This is a genomic window from Xylella taiwanensis (assembly GCF_013177435.1).
GTDB classification, from domain to species: Bacteria; Pseudomonadota; Gammaproteobacteria; order Xanthomonadales; family Xanthomonadaceae; genus Xylella; species Xylella taiwanensis.
In genome coordinates this window covers 1,808,285-1,828,936 of sequence record NZ_CP053627.1, presented here as the reverse complement: position 1 = coordinate 1,828,936, position 20,652 = coordinate 1,808,285, and the positions used below count along the sequence as shown (strand labels likewise).

The following is a 20,652-nucleotide window of genomic DNA, read 5'->3' as shown; positions in this document are numbered from 1 at the left end:
TTCCGAGTCCAATTGTCTTATTGGGTTTGTAATGTCATTGGCGCAAGGGCCGTTTTTTGCGGTAATCACTGGGGCCTGAATTTTCCGCTCTCGGGATGGAGTCGGTTGGTACCGCAAGAGCATGGCGATGCCAGGGACGATATGATTCTGTATGAGTAATACTCATCATTTATTGGTGTTTATTATTCTTAAAGATATGAATAAGCCGTTTTTTTTATGATGTCGTGATGCGTCGAGATAACGACGACACATTTTTAGAGTTGCGTGAATACATTGATGCAGGTTGCTGTCGAAAATGTGAGTGTGGAGGCATCCATCATTGATGCGTTGTTGCAGCGTCGCTGCTTGAAAGACAGCGATCTGTACCGCGCACGTCAATTGCAGGCTGAATCTGGTGTTGGATTGTTGCCTTTACTTGGTCGTCTTGGCTTGGTTTCTGAACGCGATCACGCTGAAGTGTGTGCCGCGGTGATGGGCTTGTTGTTGATTGAGGTACGACAATTGCCCGATACGCCACCGGATCTCTCGACGGAAGTACAGGCACTGTCCATTCGCTTTCTCAAACAGTTCCATCTATGCCCACTTGCTGAGCATGGTGGCGTGCTGGAACTGTGCGTCGCCGATCCATTTAATACGTACGCGATCGAGGCGCTGCGCCTTGCCACGGGGGCATCATTGCAACTGTGCATCGGTCTACGTTCCGAAATTGACGACTTGGTCGAGCGCTGGTATGGCCAGGGCCGTAGCGTCATGGGAATGATTGTGGAGGCTACTGATGGCGATGCTGCGCCCGCAGATGATATCGAGACTTTGCGCGATCTTGCCTCTGAAGCACCGGTGATTCGGCTGGTGAACTTGGTGATCCAGCGCGCGGTCGAACTGCGTGCTTCCGATATCCACATCGAACCATTCGAGAATCGGCTGAAGGTGCGCTATCGCGTCGATGGCGTGTTGATTGATGCGGAGAGTCCGCCATCCAAGCTGGCTGCTGCGGTGATTTCGCGTGTGAAGATCATGGCTAAACTTAACATTGCCGAACGCCGCTTACCCCAGGATGGGCGAATCATGTTGCGTGTTCAGGGCAAAGAGCTGGATCTCCGAGTGAGTGTCGTCCCGACTGCACATGGTGAGAGCGTGGTCATGCGCCTGCTCGACCGTGAGACGGTGGTATTCGATTTTCAGAAGCTTGGTTTTGCCGACGAGTTATTCACCAAATTTCGTCGTGTGCTAGAGATGCCTCATGGCATCTTGTTGGTCACTGGTCCGACTGGATCTGGCAAGACCACCACACTGTATACCGTGTTAAATCGCCTCAATACCACGGGCGTCAAGATTATTACGGTTGAGGACCCGGTTGAATACCAGATCGAAGGCATCAATCAGATCCAGGCCAAACCGCAGATCGGCCTGGACTTTGCTGGCGCATTACGCAGCATTGTGCGCCAGGACCCAGACATCATCATGATTGGTGAAATGCGAGATCTGGAAACTGCGCGCATTGCGATCCAGTCTGCGTTGACTGGTCACTTGGTCCTGTCTACCTTGCACACTAATAATGCTGCCGGCGGTCTTACCCGATTGCTTGACATGGGTGTGGAGGATTACTTGTTGACTTCCACCATCAATGGTGTTTTGGCCCAGCGTCTGGTGCGTCGCTTGGAGCCTACGCATGCTGAGCGTTACCTTGCCTCGCCAGAACAGATCGCGCGTTTCGATTTGCGCCGTCTACAGCCAGAGGGCGATATTTATCTGTACCGGCCGCGCACCTCAACACTGGCGCCAACAGGGTATCTGGGTCGCACGGCGATTGTCGAATTTCTGATCATGGATGACACGCTGCGCCGCGCGGTGATACGCCGCGCTGGTATAGGCGAGTTAGAGGAGATCGCGCGTCAGGCAGGCATGCGTACCATGTACGAGGACGGTCTGATCAAAGCCCTGTGTGGTGAGACCACGATTGAGGAAGTGTTACGCGTGACGGAGGAAGGTTGAAGGTGTGGTTGCCAGTGGACGTTGAGGTATAACGCATGCCGTTGTATCGCTATAAGGCGCTGGACGTGCGTGGTGATGTCTTGGAAGGCCAGATGGAAGCAGTCAGCGAAGCCGAGGTGGCTGCGTGGCTGCAGGAACAGGGACATTTGCCTGTTGAGACGCGTTTGTCTACCGGGGAGGTGGGAAGACCGTTATTGCGTAATCTGCTGAGTGAGAAGCCGTTCTCTGGTCTCGGCCTGATCCACTTTACTCAACAGTTGGCGACGTTGCTTGGCGCTGGTCAGCCCCTGGATCGTGCGCTCTCGATCTTGACCGATCTTCCGGATAATGAGAAAAGCCGCCGTATTATTGGCGACATTTACGACATCGTGCGTGGCGGTACTCCGTTGTCCATTGCACTGGAACGCCAGCATGGTGTGTTTTCGAGATTGTATGTGACGATGGCACGCGCTGGTGAGAGTGGCGGCAATATGCACGAGACCCTGCAGCGGCTGGCTGACTATCTGGAGCGCAATCAGGTGGTGCGTGCCAAAGTGATCAATGCGTTGATTTACCCAGTGATCCTGATTTTTGTGGTTGGCGGCGCGCTTGCCTTTCTACTTGGCTATGTTGTCCCGCAATTTGGTGCGATGTATGAGAGTTTAGATGTGGTGCTACCGTGGTTTACACGGGGGGTCTTGGGATTGGGCCACTTCATTGGTGCTTGGTGGTTCTTACTGTTAGTGGCGATTTGCACAGGGGTGATTCTTGTTGAGCGTAAGCGACGGGATGTTGCATTCCGTGCGAGGTTCGATACGTGGTTACTGCGTCAACGTCTATTGGGTACGCTCATTGCCAAGTTGGAGACTGCTCGGTTGGCACGTACATTGGGCACGTTGCTGCGTAACGGTGTGCCTTTGCTAAGTGCGTTGGGGATTTCCCGCAACGTGTTGTCTAATGCGGCGTTGGTTGATGATCTCGGTATCGTTGCTGAAGATGTGAAAAACGGGCTGGGATTGGCAGGAGCGTTGGCGCGTGGTAAGCGTTTCCCACGCTTGGCGGTGCAGATGATCCAGGTTGGTGAGGAGTCCGGTACACTGGATACGATGCTGCTCAAGGCGGCAAGCGCCTTTGAGCAGGAGACCACGGTGATGATTGATCGCTTGCTCGCCGCGCTGGTGCCAGCCATTACGCTGGTGATGGCGATGATCATCGCTGTGGTGATTCTGTCGGTCCTGGTGCCGTTGTACGACCTGACCAATTCAATTGGCTGATATGACGCTGAGTGTGTGCTTCACGTGCGTTGCGTTGTTTCGTACCTTGGATGTTCTGTCATTGTTTGTTGGCGAGTACCTTGACTGCCAATCAGCTCCGTTTCTTAACATGATACGGGTGCGTTCTGCATCTATTTCTTATTATCTTTCTTGAGGTTGCAGCGATGGTAAACCGACGCTCTATCACGTGTAGTCCAGCGCAGATGCGCCAAGCTGGTATGAGTCTGCTGGAGATCATCATCGTCATTGTATTGATCGGTGGGGTGATCGCATTTGTTGGCAGTCGTGTGCTTGGTGGTGCTGATCGTGGCAAGGCCAATCTGGTCAAGTCGCAGATTCAAACCTTGGCGGGAAAAATTGAGAACTATCAGCTCGACACGGGTAAGTTGCCAGGCGGGTTGAACGATTTAGTGATTCCCCCTGGTGGTGTGAGCAATTGGCTCGGTCCCTATGCTAAACCTGCTGAATTGAACGATCCCTGGGGGCATGCGATTCAGTACCATGTGCCTGGTGAGGGTCGGCCATTTGATCTAATCAGCCTGGGCAAGGATGGTAAACCTGGAGGATCTAGCTACGATGCCGACATCAAGTACGAATAAGCGGCATGTTGTCTCGCTCTGTTCCATTGCGTTGTCAGCAGTCTCGATGTGCGGCGATGTATGCACATGGTGTTTCATTGTTGGAAATGCTACTGGTGATTGGTTTGATCGCGCTGATCAGTGTGCTTGCTGTTGCGGTGTTGGCGGGTGGCATGGACGGTGTTCAGCTGCGCAGCAGTGGCAAGCAACTCGCTGCGCAGCTGCGTTATACACGTACCCTGGCGTTGGCTACGGGGACCGCGCAGCGCTTTACGATCGATCCACAGCGACGGCGATGGCAGGCACCGAATGGCCATCGCGGCGAACTGCCTGGTGAATTGCAGATTCGTTTCATTGGTGCGCACCAGTTGCAAACGCCATCGGGCGAGGGCGTGATTCAGTTCTTCGACGATGGTGCTTCCAGCGGTGGACGTATCGATCTGGAGATCAAGGGGGCGTATTGGCGTATTGATGTGGGCTGGATCACAGGCGAGGTGCGTTCCGGTCCGCTGCGAACGTCTGCAGCATTATGAAGTGTCAGCGTGGTTACAGTTTGCTGGAAGTGATCCTGGCGTTTGCGATTCTCGCGTTGGCGCTGAGCTTCCTGCTCGGCACACTGACAAGTGCAACCCGCCAGGTGCATCGTGCTGATTTGGCCTCGCATGCGACGTTGTACGCGCAGTCGTTGCTCGCCCAACAAGGGATCGCTGTGCCGCTGCGTTTACAACACCAGGAGGGCGAGTTTGAAAACGGCCGTTTTCGTTGGATGTTAGAGACTCGACCCTATGACAATTCACCACCTTCATCTGATGGTGCCCGATTGCTGGAATTGATCCTTTCAGTGCGCTGGGGCGATGGTCCTGATCAATCTTTGCAGTGGCGGACATTGCGTTTTGTGCGTCTGCAATCCCGTGGGGACGAACCATGAGGCGGATGCGTGGTTTCAGCCTGATTGAAGTGCTTTTGGCGACAGTACTACTGGCGAGCGGTCTTACGTTGGCTTTTGTTACGTTGCACTCGGTCAGCATAGTGAGCCGACGCAATGAGGCGCTCGCTTCCCGCAACGAGCGTATGCGGGCAGTGGAGTTGTTTTTGCGGCGGCGTTTGATGAGCGCATTACCGTTGGCGATGGCGGAAGATAAGGAGCGGCAGGTGCCGTTGTTGTTCATGGGGGAGGCGCAGCGGATGCGTTTTGTCGCTGATGTACCGGATTATCTCGGCCGTGGTGGTCCTTACTTACACGATATTAATGTGGCCGAGAGTGGGGCGCAGCGCCAACTGCGTATCGCACTGACCATGTTGCAACCCGCTAAGACTGTTCAGGATGATGTGTCCTTGCCGCCGGAACTGCTTGTTGATGGCCTGCACGAAGTGCATTTCCGCTATCGCGGTTGGGATCAGGAGCGTCATCAACTTGGCCCTTGGCTGTCTACTTGGCCATCTCCGGATCAATTGCCAGTTTTAGTTGCTGTGCAGATCAAAGATGATATTGCGTTGTGGCCAACACTGGTTGTGGCGCTGATGCAGTCTGGAGCCGAGGGAGTGAACTAGTGATGCGCGCTCGCGGCGCTGCATTGATCGTGGTGTTATGGCTGGTAGCGCTGTTGACGGCCATGATTGGTGTGTTCGCACTCTCAGCCCGGATCGAACACCTGCAGGGTTCGGTTCTGGTGAGTGGTGCGCAGGCCCAGGAAGTCGCACGCGCCGGGCTGGAATACGCGGTGTCTCGGCTGCAGGGCAGCAATCCGACCCAGGTGCCTTGGATCCTTGATGGACGCTCCTACGATTGGCGTTACGCCGATGCCACGCTGCAGATGCGGATGAGTGATGAGAGCGGTAAGGTCGATTTGAACGTTGCTGATCTGCAACTGTTAACCGCTTTGATTCGTGCATTGGGTGTTGACGTTGAGCGTGCTGCGCGGCTGGCTGGAGCAATCATTGATTGGCGCGATACCGATCACTTGGTGTCGCCTGGTGGTGCTGAAGATCCAGATTATGCTGCGGCTGGTCTGCCCTATGGAGCGAAGGACAGTCCTTTCGAGAGCATCGGTGAATTGCGTTTGGTATTAGGTATGGATACGGATCTGTATCGGCGGATGTTGCCTAACGTCACCATCTACAGTGGGAACTTGAAGCCAGATGTACGTTGTGCGCCTGCCCCGGTGCTGACCGCATTGGGGCAGGACGTTGGGGCGGTGCTGGCCCAGCGTCAGCAGTTTTTTGCGTCAGATGCGAGCAAACAGAAGGGCAGTGGCACCTACAGTATTGAGAGCAAGGTACGATTGGCTCAGGGACGCGGAGCCATGTTACGCGCAGTCGTCCGCATGGGCAGTGCTCGCATACCGGGAATGACCTACACCATTTTGCGTTGGGAAGAGGGAGTGGCATTGCAATGAGCACATGGTGGGGCAGTCTGAGGTGGTTCGGTGTGAATATTACCCCCCGGCGTTGCTGGATTCTGGCAATGGTGGCGGCAGTCGTTGGTGGCTTGGTTATTAGTGCGCTGTGGTGTGCAGATGGGGCTGGTGTCAGAGCGTCTACTGCTTTCTTTTATGACGCACGCCGTCATTGACCAGTGTGCTGCAGAGTAATGTGGGAAGCAGTGTGAACCGTTTCGTCATCACCGCAGAATTAGATTGGGGTGAGTCCGATAAAAGGGGTTGCTGTTTCAGGTGCTGCGTGACCGTGAATTGATAGTGCGTTCGCAGCTGCAACAGGGCCTGAAGGTGGCCGAGCAATTGTGCCGTATTCAGATTTTGTTGCGATGGAGCGAAGGACAATCCTTTCGTAGAGTATCAATTGCGTTTGGTGTGAGAGATGGATACGGATCTGTATCGGCGGATGCTGCCTAACGTCACCATCTACAGTGGGAACTTGAAGCCAGATGTACGTTGTGCGCCAGCACCGGTGCTGGCCCAGCGTCAGCAGTTTTTTGCATCAGATGCGAGCAAACAGACGGGCAGTGGCACCTATAGTATTGAGAGCAAGGTACGCTTGGTTCAGGGACGCGAAGCCATGTTAAGCGCGGTCTTCCGTATGGGTAGTGTTCGCATACCGGTAATGACCTACACCATTTTGCGTTGGAAAGAGAGAGTGGTATGGCAATGAGCACATGGTGGGGGAGTCTGAGGTGGTTCGGGGTAAATATTGCCCCCGGCGTTGATGGATTCTGGCAATGGTGGCGGCAGTCGCTGTTGGCTTGGTTGCCAGTGCGCTGCCGTGTGCAGATGGGGCTGGTGCCAGAGCGTCTCCTGCTTTCTCTACAGGCAGATGGCTTGCACTTGGTACGTCAGTCTGGCGATGTACTTGAACCGCTGGTACAGGTGCCGTGGCCGATCACCCCTCAGGAACTGACCGGGGTGTTATTACCGAAGTTGAAGATACTACCGCGGCACTGGTTGCTGCCTGCGGCCAGTGCGCTGCGTCGATCGTTGCGTTTACCTGTCGCGGCGGCGCAGCGTCTGCATGACGTGGTGCGCTTCGAGATCGATCGTCAAACGCCTTTCCACGCCGAGCAGGTCTATTACGATGTGCGTCTATTGCAAAAGCATGACGATGCTCAATTGGAAACGGAGTTGGTTGTGGTGCCACGGCGTTTGGTTGACGGTCCTGACGGTGTGCCTACGGAATGGGGCGTCACTCTGGCGGGTATCGATGTGGCTGATGTCCAGGGCCAACCGTTGGATGTGAATTTGTTGCCGCCCGTGCAGCGGCGGCGGTTCCTTGACCCGATGCGACGTTGGAATCTGGTTTTGGTCGCAGTTGCGCTGTTGTGGACTGCTACTGCCGGGGCACTGTTGTTGAATAATCGCATTCGTGTGGCTGAGGAGCTGCACATGCATGTGCAGACTCATACCGCCAGTGCACGGCGCGTTGCGGCTGAACGTCAGCAGTTGATCGCGCTGGTTGACGGTATGCGCTTCCTTGATGAACGCCGCGCTGCGCGCCCGAGAGCAATCGAAATCTGGGACGAATTGAGCCGACGCCTGCCGAACGGCACCTATTTGGAAAAATTTGCGATTGAGGACGGACAATTGCATCTGATGGGCATGAGTAATGAGGCATCCTCGTTGGTGCGTCGCCTGGAAGGTTGCAGATTATGGCGCACGCCCTCATTGACCAGTGTGCTGCAGAGTAATGTGGGAAGCAGTGTAGACCGTTTCGTCATCACCGCAGAATTGACTGGCGTGGTTCCGATGAAGGAGGCTGCTGATGGCCATGCACAACGTTAATCCCGATCGTTGGTGGGCGCTTGGTCTGCTGTTTCTAATGTTGTCTGTGCTCTACATGTTGCTGGTCCATCCTTGGTTTACTCGACCGATGTTGATCATACAGCAACAGATCCAGGCGCTGCGTGACCGCGAATTGAAGGTGCGTTCGCAGCTGCAACAGGGCCCGAAGGTGGACGAGCAATTGCGTCGTATTCAGATGGTATTGCAGTCGCGTCCGGGTTTCCTGCCCGAGCCATCGGCTGAGCTTGCTTCGGCTGGTTTGGTGCAGCGACTGGAGGGGGTCGTGAACGATGCCAGCCCGGGTAACCGCAGCTGTGTCATTATCAACCGCTCGCCAATGCAGCCGGATACGCACGACCGTTTTGTGCGCGTGGCGGTGCAGGTACGTCTGCGCTGCGGCACACCGGAGCTGGCGTTAGTGTTGTATAGCTTGGAAAGTGGCAGCCCACGTTTGTTCGTGAACAATCTTAATGTCATGGCGCAGCGTTATCCGCTCTCACCTAATGAGAGTGGTCATGGACTGGATGTAGCTTTCGAATTGGCTGGTTTTCTACGTCCCGGCAGTGAGCAGAAGCCCGCTTCGTTGCCGCAAGGGAGCAGTAATGCGGATTGATGCCTTTTCAATATGGACTTGGTTGTTTGCCACGGTTGCGGGCTGGGCTGCCTTAATCTGTATGCTGGCGCTGGTAGGCATGGGAAGGCGCGTACAACTACTGCGGGACGATCCGCAATTAATCCGGCAGCGTTTGCCACTATTGCCTGCTTTAGTAGCCGAGCACTTTGGTCCATTCGCCCGCTATGGGGAGATTACTGCACGTTCAGTGTTTGCCGAGGACCGCCAACCACATCCGTTCCTGTTGGTGGCAGCTGAAAACACCAGTGTTGACAGCGACGTGCATTTGACGGGTGTACTGATCACTCCTCACTTTGAAATGGCAACGTTGACCACTGAGCAAAACCAGTCAGTACGGATACGTTTGGGTGGAGATGCAGTCAATGGGTGGCGTCTGGTTGGTTTGCAGCCACGTAGTGCTACGATTGAAGGCCCTAGCGGTACCCGCGTGTTGAAGTTAAAACTGTTCAACGGCCAGAGTGGGCAACCGCCGATGTCCAGTAGAAATGCGAATAACGTGACGCCTACATCCAATCTTCCTGGGAATAACGTGACGACGACTGGTGAGAATCATGTTGCGTCCGCCCCATCTGAGGCCTCCTCTGCAGCTTCAGTACAGCCTAGTGTGTCTGCTTCACAAAGTGGCAGGGTTCCGGGAGGGCAGCAACCGGCTGCAGTGACAGTGCCGCAAGCTAATACGATGCACATGTCACAGCCCATTGAGGCACAGATACGTGCCATCCGTGAGCGTATTGAGGCGCGCCGAGGTCAACTCCAGCAACAACAAGAGCAACACAAGCAATAGGATGGCGGTTCTTTCTGACCAGCACCCATAAGAGTGAATGCATGATTTCGCGCCTGTTAACTGTTTCGATAGTGACTGCCCTGTTGGGTGCTTGTGTTCCCCACCCATCACCGCTTCTTAGGCGCAATGCTGTTCTGGATCAACATCCCGGAGGCAAAGAGGTGCCGGCTAAGCAACCCCCTGACGATAATGGTCCGGGCCCAGTGATTCGTCGTGGTAATGGGAGAGTCATTAACAAAACTGTCGCTGCAACTCCACTACCCTCAATGGGTATGGCTGGCAATGGTAGCGCCACTTTTAACTTCGAGGGAGAGTCGTTGCACGCTGTGGTCAAAGCCATTCTTGGTGACATGCTTGGGCAAAACTATTTTATTGCATCGGGCGTGCAGGGGACCGTGACTCTGGCCACACCTAAGCCTGTCTCGCCGGCGCAGGCGCTGAGTCTCTTGGAAATGGTATTGGGTTGGAACAACGCACGGATGGTTTATAACAACGGTCGTTACAGCATTGTCCAGGCCGACCAAGCGCTGGCTGGTGCGGTTGCGCCGAGCACTGCACCGCCGGCGGCTACGCGTGGCTTTGGAGTCCGGGTGGTACCACTGAAGTACATTTCGGCAAGCGAGATGAAAAAAGTGCTTGATCCATATGCACGTCCTAACGCGATTGTCAGCATTGATACAACGCGCAACCTGATTACCCTTGCAGGTACCCGTGTTGAGCTGGAGAACTATCTGCGCACTGTTGAAATTTTCGATGTTGATTGGTTGTCTGGTATGTCGGTGGGCGTGTTTCCAATTCAATCAGGTAAGGCAGAGAAGGTCGCTGCTGATTTGGAAAAAGTGTTTGGCGATAACGGTAAAACGCCTAGCGCCGGTATGTTCCGTTTTATGCCGCTGGAGAATGCTAACGCTGTTCTGGTGATCACCCCGCAGGCTAGCTATCTAGATCAGATTCAGAAATGGTTGGATCGCATCGACAGCGCCGGAGGCGCTGTGAGCTTGTTTTCTTACGAGTTGAAGTACATCAAAGCCAATGATTTGGCTAATCGCCTGGCGGAAGTGTTTGGGGCTGGTAGCGGGCGTGGAGAGAGTAATGTGTCGCTGGCTCCAGGTGCGCAGCTTGGCATCCTGGGAAGTGGAGGCAATCGCGATGTCAACCTTGGCAGTAGTGTACCAAGCGCTGCAAGTGCTGGTGGTAGCGGCAGCCTTTCTGCTTCCGCGAATGTTCCCGGCAACGCAGGGGGGAATGACGTTGCCGGTGCTAACGGCGGTTCGGGCGGCAGCGTGCTGCAGTTGTCGCCACGTACCCAAGGCAATGGCAATGTGACCCTGCAGGTGCAGGGGGATACTGTCGGTGTGTCGGCGGTGGAGGAGATTAATGCGTTGCTGGTCCGTGCCACGCCGCAAGCTTGGAAATCGATACGCGACGTGATCGAGAAGCTCGACGTGATGCCGATGCAGGTGCATATCGAAGCTCAGGTGGCTGAGGTCAACCTTACTAACGAGCTCAGCTATGGCGTGAACTGGTTTTTCGAGAATTCTGTAAACGCTGCAAGTGGGGCGGCGGATAATGGGGCTGCTAACGGTACTGGTATTGGCGTAGGTGCGGGCCTACCTAGTGCTGCTGGGCGCCGGATTTGGGGGGATATCGCCGGTAAAATGACCAGTAATGGGTTGGCATGGACGTTTCTGGGAAAAAACGCCGCGGCGATCATCAATGCATTGGACCAGGTCACCAAGGTACGTCTGCTACAGACACCTTCGGTATTCGTGCGTAACAATGCTGAGGCCACGCTCAACGTGGGCGCGCGTATTCCAATCAACTCCACCTCGATCAACACGGGCCTTGGTAATAACAGCACCTATTCGTCAGTGCAGTACATCGATACCGGCGTGATTCTGAAGGTGCGTCCGCGCGTCACCAAAGACGGGATGGTGTTTTTAGACATCGTGCAGGAGGTCAGCACCCCTGGTTCACTGCCGGCGGCGTGCAGTTCGGCCAGCTCGACGCTGATCAACAGTGCCGCGTGCAACGTCCAGATCAACACACGCAGGGTTAAGACCGAGGCGGCGGTGCAGAGCGGCGATACGATCATGCTCGCTGGCCTGATCGACAATAGTATTAGCGATGGTAGCAACGGTGTCCCATTCTTGAGTAAGTTGCCGGTAGTGGGTGGCTTGTTTGGTGCTAAGGCGCAGAATAATAACCGGCGAGAAATCATTGTTTTGCTGACTCCCGAAATCGTGCGTAATCCTAAGGAAGCGCGCAATCTCACTGATGAATACAGTCAGAAATTCGAGGCAATGGAGCCATTGCAGGGATTGCACACCAAATGAGCTTGATGTTCGGGTGTGGTGCTGGTGCTCTATGTTTCCCAACAAGTTTGGATGCTAATAAATCCGGCTATTTCCTTATTGGGCAGGTTGGTATAGCTTGATCACAATATAATGTTATGGAATTGTTTTTTCATGATTGATTTGTGTTTGAGAGCGTTATATTGCAGATATTCAAATAATCAATCGCATTTTTGTGATCAATATATCAAATAATGTTGATTCGTATCAGCAGCATCACGGTCATGATGTTATTAATGAATTGCAATCATTGATCTATTCGATATTGACCATGTTTAATTCTAGACGTTGTTTTAAAAGTTAAAGAGAGTTCTTATACAAGTTATTATTGCGTTGTCTGTTGCATCAGTGGGTCAGCACAAGTGCATTGGCTCATTATGTTACTGAGGTAATTCAATGGCATGAAATTGAGCATTTACCGATGACTCTATAGGCGTCGGCTTGCGCTGATCAGTAATATTCTCAGATGCAATCTTAAATTGTAGTTTCGCCACGAATATTTTATTCGTGGCGGTAGTGTAGCAAGGTTATCGACGAACCAGAATCTTCAAGGCATTCAATGGGTAATGCCTGATATTAGTTACTGCCACTGCCAATTTTCTTCTTTAATATTATTAAGGAGAGTCGCTATGCGAGTCACCATTCCGCTGTCCGCTCATGTCCCTCTTGATAAAACTAAGAGTGTTGTTCCATTAGGATCAAAATACACAGCCAGCCAACTATTGCCTTATTTAGGAAATCCAGGTCAAGCAGCCGATGATCGAGGATGGAGGATGGCGGTGATAGCTCGGTATAGTGCTAAAGAACATGTGAAGGGACCACTGCGGAGCATTTTATTTACAGCGCTTACGCTGGCAATTCCATATGCCGAAAAAGCCACCGCACAAGTTTATATCAATGATGGCCTTGATGGGGCATGCCAGAGGATCGTTGATACCGGAGGCTCAAGTATTGAGGCGAAAGTTTCTAGCCAGTGTAATGAAGACCCGTGGAACGTGACGCTTTACACTCGTTTCTTCGGTTCTTCGACAGCTGCTGGCGACCAGGGAGGAGCATCGAGAAGTCTTGTGCTTGGTGGGGTTTTATATGTAAATGGAGGTCAGGTCGGCATCAATGATGTTTTAAATAAAACGTATTCCCTCCGTATGGGCAGTGTGGCAACAATGAATGCTGCGGTGGGAGCAAACGCAATTGCCATTGGCTCGTCGCAGAGCAGTGCGGCTGACGCAACAAAAGCGAGCTTGGCAACCCAGGCCAGTGGTGCACGTGCGATCGCGATTGGTGCGAAGACGACGGCGAGTGCCGTGGACGCCGTTGCCGTAGGTTCTGGGGCAACGGCGAATACGGGTTCTTTTTCGGTTGCCATCGGCGCTAACACATCGGCGGTAAATGGTGGCGTTGCGGTAGGTGGAGGTAGTCTTGTTACTGTGACAGATGGAGCGGTGGCATTGGGGCTGAACTCGGTTGCTTCTACTGGCAAGGGTCTTGCAGGGTACGACCCAGGAACAAAAACGACCTCAACGGATGTTTCCGCCACGTGGAAAAGCACACTGTCAGCAGTCAGCATCGGTGATGTGTCTGGTACCACTATTAAGACACGTCAGCTTTCAGGTCTGGCAGCAGGCACATCAATGACCGATGCAGTGAATGTCGCCCAGCTTAAAGTCGTTGACGAGATTGCCAGTAAAGGCTGGAACCTCACGGCTTCTGGTGTCAATAGTGGCAAAGTGGCTCCAGGAAGTTCGGTGGACCTGAAGAACACCGATAAGAACCTGACGATTACCAAAGCGATCGGAAGTAATGATGTGGCGTTCAATTTGGCCAAAGATGTCAAGATTGGAACCCTGACCGTTGGTAATACTTTGCTTAACACGGATGGGATGGCGTTCGGCAGCAATGTGACGCTAGATGAGATAGGGCTAGCGATTGCCAATGGCCCTTCAGTGACGGGCAGCGGGATTGATGCTGGCGGCAAGGTGATTAGCCATGTGGCCGCGGGCGAGGTATCTGCGACCTCGACGGAGGCGGTCAACGGATCGCAGCTGAGTGCTGTTCAAGCGCAAGCCAATCAGCCGATGACGTTCACTGGGAACGAAGGTTCGGTGGCGCGGACCCTGGGTCAGACTTTGGTGATCAGTGGGGAGAGCAGTACCGCTGGGAGCTATTCGGGGGCGAACCTGAAGAGCGTGGTGGATGCGGCGACAGGGACGTTACACCTTCAGCTGGCGGAGTCCCCGCAATTTGGCAAGGTGCAGATCAACGATGGCGGCAAGATCAGTGGTGTGGCGCCCGGTACGGCAGAGACGGATGTGCCGAATATGGGTCAGTTGAAGTCGATCAGCGAGACTGTTGACAAAGGTTGGAACCTGACGGCGTCTGGTGCTAACACCAGCAAGGTGGCGGCGGGCGCGACGGTGGACCTGAAGAACACCGATGGGAACCTGACGATCAGCAAAACCAGTGACAGCAATGATGTGGTGTTCAACCTGTCCAAAGACTTCAAAGTGGATGGAGTGACGGCGGGGACCACGGTAGTGAACAACGATGGAGTGCAGGTAGGCAGCGATGTGGCGCTAGGTAAGACGGGGCTGACGATTGCCAATGGCCCCTCGGTGACGGGCAGCGGGATTGATGCTGGCAGTCAAAAGATCACCCATGTTGCGGCAGGTACAGAAGAGACGGATGCGGTCAATTTTAGTCAGCTGAAGTCGATCAGCGAGACTGTTGACAAAGGTTGGAACCTGGCGGCGTCTGGTGCTAACACCAGCAAGGTGGCGGCGGGGGCGACGGTGGACCTGAAGAACACCGATGGGAACCTGACGATCAGCAAAACCAGTGACAGCAATGATGTGGTGTTCAACCTGTCCAAAGACTTCAAAGTGGATGGAGTGACGGCGGGGACCACGGTAGTGAACAACGATGGAGTGCAGGTAGGCAGCGATGTGGCGCTAGGTAAGACGGGGCTGACGATTGCCAATGGTCCTTCAGTGACGGGCAGCGGGATTGATGCTGGCGGCAAGGTGATTAGCCATGTGGCCGCGGGCGAGGTATCTGCGACCTCGACGGAGGCGGTCAACGGATCGCAGTTGAGTGCTGTTCAAGCGCAAGCCAATCAGCCGATGACGTTCACCGGGAACGAAGGTTCGGTGGCGCGGACCCTGGGTCAGACTTTGGCGATCAGTGGGGAGAGCAGTACCGCTGGGAGCTATTCGGGGGCGAACCTGAAGAGCGTGGTGGATGCGGCGACAGGGACGTTACACCTTCAGCTGGCGGAGTCCCCGCAATTTGGCAAGGTGCAGATCAACGATGGCGGCAAGATCAGTGGTGTGGCGCCCGGTACGGCAGAGACGGATGTGCCGAATATGGGTCAGTTGAAGTCGATCAGTGAGAGTGTCGACAAAGGTTGGAATCTGACGGCTGCCGGTGCTAATACGAGCAAGGTGGTGTCTGGTGCGACGGTGGACCTGAAGAACACCGATGGGAACCTGACGATCAGCAAAACCAGTGACAGCAATGATGTGGTGTTCAACCTGTCCAAAGACTTCAAAGTGGATGGAGTGACGGCGGGGACCACGGTAGTGAACAACGATGGAGTGCAGGTAGGCAGCGATGTGGCGCTAGGTAAGACGGGGCTGACGATTGCCAATGGTCCTTCAGTGACGGGCAGCGGGATTGATGCTGGCGGCAAGGTGATTAGCCATGTGGCCGCGGGCGAGGTATCTGCGACCTCGACGGAGGCGGTCAACGGATCGCAGTTGAGTGCTGTTCAAGCGCAAGCCAATCAGCCGATGACGTTCACCGGGAACGAAGGTTCGGTGGCGCGGACCCTGGGTCAGACTTTGGCGATCAGTGGGGAGAGCAGTACCGCTGGGAGCTATTCGGGGGCGAACCTGAAGAGCGTGGTGGATGCGGCGACAGGGACGTTACACCTTCAGCTGGCGGAGTCCCCGCAATTTGGCAAGGTGCAGATCAACGATGGCGGCAAGATCAGTGGTGTGGCGCCCGGTACGGCAGAGACGGATGTGCCGAATATGGGTCAGTTGAAGTCGATCAGTGAGAGTGTCGACAAAGGTTGGAATCTGACGGCTGCCGGTGCTAATACGAGCAAGGTGGTGTCTGGTGCGACGGTGGACCTGAAGAACACCGATGGGAACCTGACGATCAGCAAAACCAGTGACAGCAATGATGTGGTGTTCAACCTGTCCAAAGACTTCAAAGTGGATGGAGTGACGGCGGGGACCACGGTAGTGAACAACGATGGAGTGCAGGTAGGCAGCGATGTGGCGCTAGGTAAGACGGGGCTGACGATTGCCAATGGTCCTTCAGTGACGGGCAGCGGGATTGATGCTGGCGGCAAGGTGATTAGCCATGTGGCCGCGGGCGAGGTATCTGCGACCTCGACGGAGGCGGTCAACGGATCGCAGCTGAGTGCTGTTCAAGCGCAAGCCAATCAGCCGATGACGTTCGCCGGGAACGAAGGTTCGGTGGCGCGGACCCTGGGTCAGACTTTGGCGATCAGTGGGGAGAGCAGTACCGCTGGGAGCTATTCGGGGGCGAACCTGAAGAGCGTGGTGGATGCGGCGACAGGGACGTTACACCTTCAGCTGGCGGAGTCCCCGCAATTTGGCAAGGTGCAGATCAACGATGGTGGCAAGATCAGTGGTGTGGCGCCCGGTACGGCAGAGACGGATGTGCCGAATATGGGTCAGTTGAAGTCGATCAGTGAGAGTGTCGACAAAGGTTGGAATCTGACGGCTGCCGGTGCTAATACGAGCAAGGTGGTGTCTGGTGCGACGGTGGACCTGAAGAACACCGATGGGAACCTGACGATCAGCAAAACCAGTGACAGCAATGATGTGGTGTTCAACCTGTCCAAAGACTTCAAAGTGGATGGAGTGACGGCGGGGACCACGGTAGTGAACAACGATGGAGTGCAGGTAGGCAGCGATGTGGCGCTAGGTAAGACGGGGCTGACGATTGCCAATGGTCCTTCAGTGACGGGCAGCGGGATTGATGCTGGCGGCAAGGTGATTAGCCATGTGGCCGCGGGCGAGGTATCTGCGACCTCGACGGAGGCGGTCAACGGATCGCAGCTGAGTGCTGTTCAAGCGCAAGCCAATCAGCCGATGACGTTCACTGGGAACGAAGGTTCGGTGGCGCGGACCCTGGGTCAGACTTTGGCGATCAGTGGGGAGAGCAGTACCGCTGGGAGCTATTCGGGGGCGAACCTGAAGAGCGTGGTGGATGCGGCGACAGGGACGTTACACCTTCAGCTGGCGGAGTCCCCGCAATTTGGCAAGGTGCAGATCAACGATGGTGGCAAGATCAGTGGTGTGGCGCCCGGTACGGCAGAGACGGATGTGCCGAATATGGGTCAGTTGAAGTCGATCAGTGAGAGTGTCGACAAAGGTTGGAATCTGACGGCTGCCGGTGCTAATACGAGCAAGGTGGTGTCTGGTGCGACGGTGGACCTGAAGAACACCGATGGGAACCTGACGATCAGCAAAACCAGTGACAGCAATGATGTGGTGTTCAACCTGTCCAAAGACTTCAAAGTGGATGGAGTGACGGCGGGGACCACGGTAGTGAACAACGATGGAGTGCAGGTAGGCAGCGATGTGGCGCTAGGTAAGACGGGGCTGACGATTGCCAATGGTCCTTCAGTGACGGGCAGCGGGATTGATGCTGGCGGCAAGGTGATTAGCCATGTGGCCGCGGGCGAGGTATCTGCGACCTCGACGGAGGCGGTCAACGGATCGCAGCTGAGTGCTGTTCAAGCGCAAGCCAATCAGCCGATGACGTTCGCCGGGAACGAAGGTTCGGTGGCGCGGACCCTGGGTCAGACTTTGGCGATCAGTGGGGAGAGCAGTACCGCTGGGAGCTATTCGGGGGCGAACCTGAAGAGCGTGGTGGATGCGGCGACAGGGACGTTACACCTTCAGCTGGCGGAGTCCCCGCAATTTGGCAAGGTGCAGATCAACGATGGTGGCAAGATCAGTGGTGTGGCGCCCGGTACGGCAGAGACGGATGTGCCGAATATGGGTCAGTTGAAGTCGATCAGTGAGAGTGTCGACAAAGGTTGGAATCTGACGGCTGCCGGTGCTAATACGAGCAAGGTGGTGTCTGGTGCGACGGTGGACCTGAAGAACACCGATGGGAACCTGACGATCAGCAAAACCAGTGACAGCAATGATGTGGTGTTCAACCTGTCCAAAGACTTCAAAGTGGATGGAGTGACGGCGGGGACCACGGTAGTGAACAACGATGGAGTGCAGGTAGGCAGCGATGTGGCGCTAGGTAAGACGGGGCTGACGATTGCCAATGGTCCTTCAGTGACGGGCAGCGGGATTGATGCTGGCGGCAAGGTGATTAGCCATGTGGCCGCGGGCGAGGTATCTGCGACCTCGACGGAGGCGGTCAACGGATCGCAGCTGAGTGCTGTTCAAGCGCAAGCCAATCAGCCGATGACGTTCACTGGGAACGAAGGTTCGGTGGCGCGGACCCTGGGTCAGACTTTGGCGATCAGTGGGGAGAGCAGTACCGCTGGGAGCTATTCGGGGGCGAACCTGAAGAGCGTGGTGGATGCGGCGACAGGGACGTTACACCTTCAGCTGGCGGAGTCCCCGCAATTTGGCAAGGTGCAGATCAACGATGGCGGCAAGATCAGTGGTGTGGCGCCCGGTACGGCAGAGACGGATGTGCCGAATATGGGTCAGTTGAAGTCGATCAGTGAGAGTGTCGACAAAGGTTGGAATCTGACGGCTGCCGGTGCTAATACGAGCAAGGTGGTGTCTGGTGCGACGGTGGACCTGAAGAACACCGATGGGAACCTGACGATCAGCAAAACCAGTGACAGCAATGATGTGGTGTTCAACCTGTCCAAGGATCTTAAAGAGAACAGTGTGACGGTGGGTAGCACAGTGGTGAACGATGATGGTGTGAAGGTGGGCACTGGTTTGTCGTTGGATTCGACGGGGTTAGTGATTACTGGCCGTTCATCGAGTTCATCGATAAAGACCTTAGCGGATGGTGAGAGTACGGTTACCAGGACTATCGTTAATGGCGATGGTGTGAAGATTGGTGATGCTGTTGTTCTTAATGCCGTTGGGTTAGAGATTGTTGGTGGGCCGTCAATCACACTTACCGGTATCGATGCTGGTAGCCAAAAGATCACCCATGTTGCGGCAGGGACAGAAGAGACGGATGCGGTCAACTTTAGTCAGTTGAAGTCGATCAGCGAGAGCGTCGGCAAAGGTTGGAACCTGACGGTGTCCGGTGCCAACGCAAGCAAGGTGGCGGCGGGCGCGACGGTGGATCTGAAGAACACCGATGGGAACCTGACGATCAGCAAGTCCAGTGACAGCAACGATGTGGTGTTCAACCTGTCTAAGGACTTCAAGGTGGATGGGGTGACGGCGGGTAACACCGTGATGAACAACGATGGCGTGAAGGTCGGGAGTGACGTGGCGCTGGGTTTGACGGGATTAGTGATTATGGGTGGTCCATCGGTTACCAATACGGGCATTAATGCCGGTAATCAAAAGATCATTAATGTTGCAGCGGCTATGGCAGACACGGATGCGGTCAACTTTGCCCAACTGAAGCATGCAGTAGCGAATGTGAGTGTCAAGCCAGCCCACTATTACAGTACGAATGATGGAGGTACTCCGGGAGGCAACTACGATGGCGATGGTGCGACGGGCATTGGGTCTGTAGCGGCTGGTGTGGGTACGCAGGCATCGGGTGAAGGCGCGGTAGTAGTGGGGGCTGGTGCTATGGGCAGTGGAAAAGGCTCCGTGGCGATGGGTCGTAATGCGAGTGCCAGTGCTGATGGCAGCGTGGTGTTGGGTACTGGTGCGAAGGATGGCGGGCGTGGCGCGGAGAATTACATCGGGAAATATTCAGGTGTAGAGAACAAGACGGTGGGAACCGTTTCGCTGGGTGATGCTACCAAGGGGGAAACTCGCACGATCAGCAATGTCGCTGATGCTAAGGAAGCGACGGATGCGGTGAACTTGCGTCAGCTGGATTACGTGGCCCAGCAGGTCAATCATTACACGGATGACAAGATGCAAGGTCTCAGTGATATTCAGAATGTCTTTAAGATCAACAACAGCAAAAGTTCAAGTTCTAAAGGGATTGCGCTCAATGCAATGGCAATTGGCACCGATGCCACAGCTTCGGGTGTCGATGGTGTTGCGATGGGTAACAATGCCAACGTGTCTGCTAACAATGCGGTTGCAATTGGTGCCAATTCAGTGGCTGACCGTCCAAACACTGTTTCGATGGGATCGGCGGGTTCTCAGAGGCAGGTGACAAATGTGGCTCCGGCAACTACTGAAACTGATGCAGTCAATCTGGGCCAACTCAATCAGGGGGTCATCACCGCCAAACAGTACACTGATGGAATGGTGGGGAATCTTCGTAGGGATGGTAATGGGGGCGTGGCGGCAGCGATTGCGACGGCAAACCTCCCGCAGGCTTATGTTCCGGGACGAGGCATGGCTTCTCTGGGCGTTAGTAGTTACCAGGGACAGTCGGCCATTGCGGTGGGTGTTTCAGCGGTTTCTGATAGCGGGCATTGGGTGTTCAAGTTCAGTGGTACCACGAATACCCGTAGTCAAGCGGGCGTAGGTGCGGGGGTGGGTTATCAGTGGTGAGTGTAGCTCCTTGGGGTGTGGGGAGCGGTTCCCTCTACTACCTGTGGCCGTGCATACGGGAGTTTTAATCAATTGTATAGCACTGTGGTTTGGTGATATGGCCGCATCAATGCGATTGTTTAGGTTGCGCAATGTTTGCATCTTGGCAACTGGGTTTTTAGATGT

Annotated in this window: 14 protein-coding genes; all 14 read left to right on the top strand. The window is 54.8% G+C overall.

The window, feature by feature from the left end:
- Window positions 1-276 precede the first annotated feature (276 nt).
- Window positions 277-1,992, top strand: a complete 1,716-nt coding sequence (gene gspE, locus PLS229_RS07890; protein WP_038272901.1) for a type II secretion system ATPase GspE — start codon at window positions 277-279, stop codon at window positions 1,990-1,992.
- Between the two features lie 35 nt (window positions 1,993-2,027).
- Entirely contained in the window at window positions 2,028-3,245 is a 1,218-nt protein-coding gene (gene xpsF, locus PLS229_RS07885; protein ID WP_038272902.1) for a type II secretion system protein XpsF, read from the top strand.
- 164 nt (window positions 3,246-3,409) lie between these two features.
- Window positions 3,410-3,844, top strand: coding sequence for a type II secretion system major pseudopilin GspG (gene gspG, locus PLS229_RS07880; protein ID WP_038272904.1), 435 nt, complete (start codon window positions 3,410-3,412; stop codon window positions 3,842-3,844).
- A 5-nt stretch (window positions 3,845-3,849) separates the two neighbouring features.
- The gene (gene xpsH, locus PLS229_RS07875) at window positions 3,850-4,356 is read left to right on the top strand and encodes a type II secretion system protein XpsH (RefSeq protein WP_038272907.1); all 507 of its coding nucleotides are present in this window, start codon (window positions 3,850-3,852) and stop codon (window positions 4,354-4,356) included.
- On the top strand, window positions 4,353-4,751 hold the full coding sequence (xpsI, locus tag PLS229_RS07870) for a type II secretion system protein XpsI (RefSeq protein ID WP_038272909.1): 399 nt from the start codon (window positions 4,353-4,355) through the stop codon (window positions 4,749-4,751). Before xpsH ends, xpsI begins: the two co-directional genes overlap by 4 nt.
- Window positions 4,748-5,374 carry a type II secretion system protein J gene (locus PLS229_RS07865; RefSeq protein WP_038272911.1) on the top strand — a complete coding sequence of 209 codons (627 nt, stop codon included), beginning with the start codon at window positions 4,748-4,750 and terminating at the stop codon, window positions 5,372-5,374. Before xpsI ends, PLS229_RS07865 begins: the two co-directional genes overlap by 4 nt.
- Window positions 5,374-6,219 carry a type II secretion system minor pseudopilin gene (locus PLS229_RS07860; protein ID WP_038272913.1) on the top strand — a complete coding sequence of 282 codons (846 nt, stop codon included), beginning with the start codon at window positions 5,374-5,376 and terminating at the stop codon, window positions 6,217-6,219. The genes PLS229_RS07865 and PLS229_RS07860 overlap by 1 nt, the downstream gene beginning before the upstream one ends.
- Window positions 6,220-6,251: 32 nt before the next feature.
- Complete coding sequence (locus tag PLS229_RS07855; RefSeq protein WP_230428226.1) at window positions 6,252-6,395, top strand: hypothetical protein; 144 nt, start codon at window positions 6,252-6,254, stop codon at window positions 6,393-6,395.
- Window positions 6,396-6,640: 245 nt separating this feature from the next.
- Window positions 6,641-6,931: a general secretion pathway protein GspK gene (locus PLS229_RS07850; RefSeq protein ID WP_114867163.1), complete on the top strand. Its 291-nt coding sequence runs from the start codon at window positions 6,641-6,643 to the stop codon at window positions 6,929-6,931.
- The gene (locus tag PLS229_RS07845) at window positions 6,928-8,055 is read left to right on the top strand and encodes a PilN domain-containing protein (RefSeq protein WP_038272917.1); all 1,128 of its coding nucleotides are present in this window, start codon (window positions 6,928-6,930) and stop codon (window positions 8,053-8,055) included. Before PLS229_RS07850 ends, PLS229_RS07845 begins: the two co-directional genes overlap by 4 nt.
- On the top strand, window positions 8,036-8,668 hold the full coding sequence (gene gspM / locus PLS229_RS07840) for a type II secretion system protein GspM (protein WP_038272918.1): 633 nt from the start codon (window positions 8,036-8,038) through the stop codon (window positions 8,666-8,668). The genes PLS229_RS07845 and gspM overlap by 20 nt, the downstream gene beginning before the upstream one ends.
- Window positions 8,658-9,473 carry a hypothetical protein gene (locus PLS229_RS07835; protein WP_038272921.1) on the top strand — a complete coding sequence of 272 codons (816 nt, stop codon included), beginning with the start codon at window positions 8,658-8,660 and terminating at the stop codon, window positions 9,471-9,473. Before gspM ends, PLS229_RS07835 begins: the two co-directional genes overlap by 11 nt.
- 41 nt (window positions 9,474-9,514) lie before the next feature.
- Complete coding sequence (gene gspD / locus PLS229_RS07830; protein ID WP_038272922.1) at window positions 9,515-11,809, top strand: type II secretion system secretin GspD; 2,295 nt, start codon at window positions 9,515-9,517, stop codon at window positions 11,807-11,809.
- 791 nt (window positions 11,810-12,600) lie between these two features.
- Window positions 12,601-20,487 carry a YadA-like family protein gene (locus PLS229_RS07825; protein WP_171898087.1) on the top strand — a complete coding sequence of 2,629 codons (7,887 nt, stop codon included), beginning with the start codon at window positions 12,601-12,603 and terminating at the stop codon, window positions 20,485-20,487.
- The last annotated feature ends 165 nt before the right edge of the window (window positions 20,488-20,652 follow it).

Excerpts from the sequence above, each read along its gene's own strand:
- gspM (WP_038272918.1), top strand. The coding sequence starts at position 8,036 with ATGGCCATGCACAACGTTAATCCCGATCGTTGGTGGGCGCTTGGTCTG.
- PLS229_RS07835 (WP_038272921.1), top strand. The coding sequence starts at position 8,658 with ATGCGGATTGATGCCTTTTCAATATGGACTTGGTTGTTTGCCACGGTT.
- xpsI (WP_038272909.1), top strand. The coding sequence starts at position 4,353 with ATGAAGTGTCAGCGTGGTTACAGTTTGCTGGAAGTGATCCTGGCGTTT.
- PLS229_RS07850 (WP_114867163.1), top strand. The coding sequence starts at position 6,641 with ATGGATACGGATCTGTATCGGCGGATGCTGCCTAACGTCACCATCTAC.
- xpsF (WP_038272902.1), top strand. The coding sequence starts at position 2,028 with ATGCCGTTGTATCGCTATAAGGCGCTGGACGTGCGTGGTGATGTCTTG.
- xpsH (WP_038272907.1), top strand. The coding sequence starts at position 3,850 with ATGTTGTCTCGCTCTGTTCCATTGCGTTGTCAGCAGTCTCGATGTGCG.
- PLS229_RS07865 (WP_038272911.1), top strand. The coding sequence starts at position 4,748 with ATGAGGCGGATGCGTGGTTTCAGCCTGATTGAAGTGCTTTTGGCGACA.
- PLS229_RS07845 (WP_038272917.1), top strand. The coding sequence starts at position 6,928 with ATGAGCACATGGTGGGGGAGTCTGAGGTGGTTCGGGGTAAATATTGCC.
- PLS229_RS07825 (WP_171898087.1), top strand. The coding sequence starts at position 12,601 with ATGGCGGTGATAGCTCGGTATAGTGCTAAAGAACATGTGAAGGGACCA.
- gspD (WP_038272922.1), top strand. The coding sequence starts at position 9,515 with ATGATTTCGCGCCTGTTAACTGTTTCGATAGTGACTGCCCTGTTGGGT.
- gspE (WP_038272901.1), top strand. The coding sequence starts at position 277 with ATGCAGGTTGCTGTCGAAAATGTGAGTGTGGAGGCATCCATCATTGAT.
- gspG (WP_038272904.1), top strand. The coding sequence starts at position 3,410 with ATGGTAAACCGACGCTCTATCACGTGTAGTCCAGCGCAGATGCGCCAA.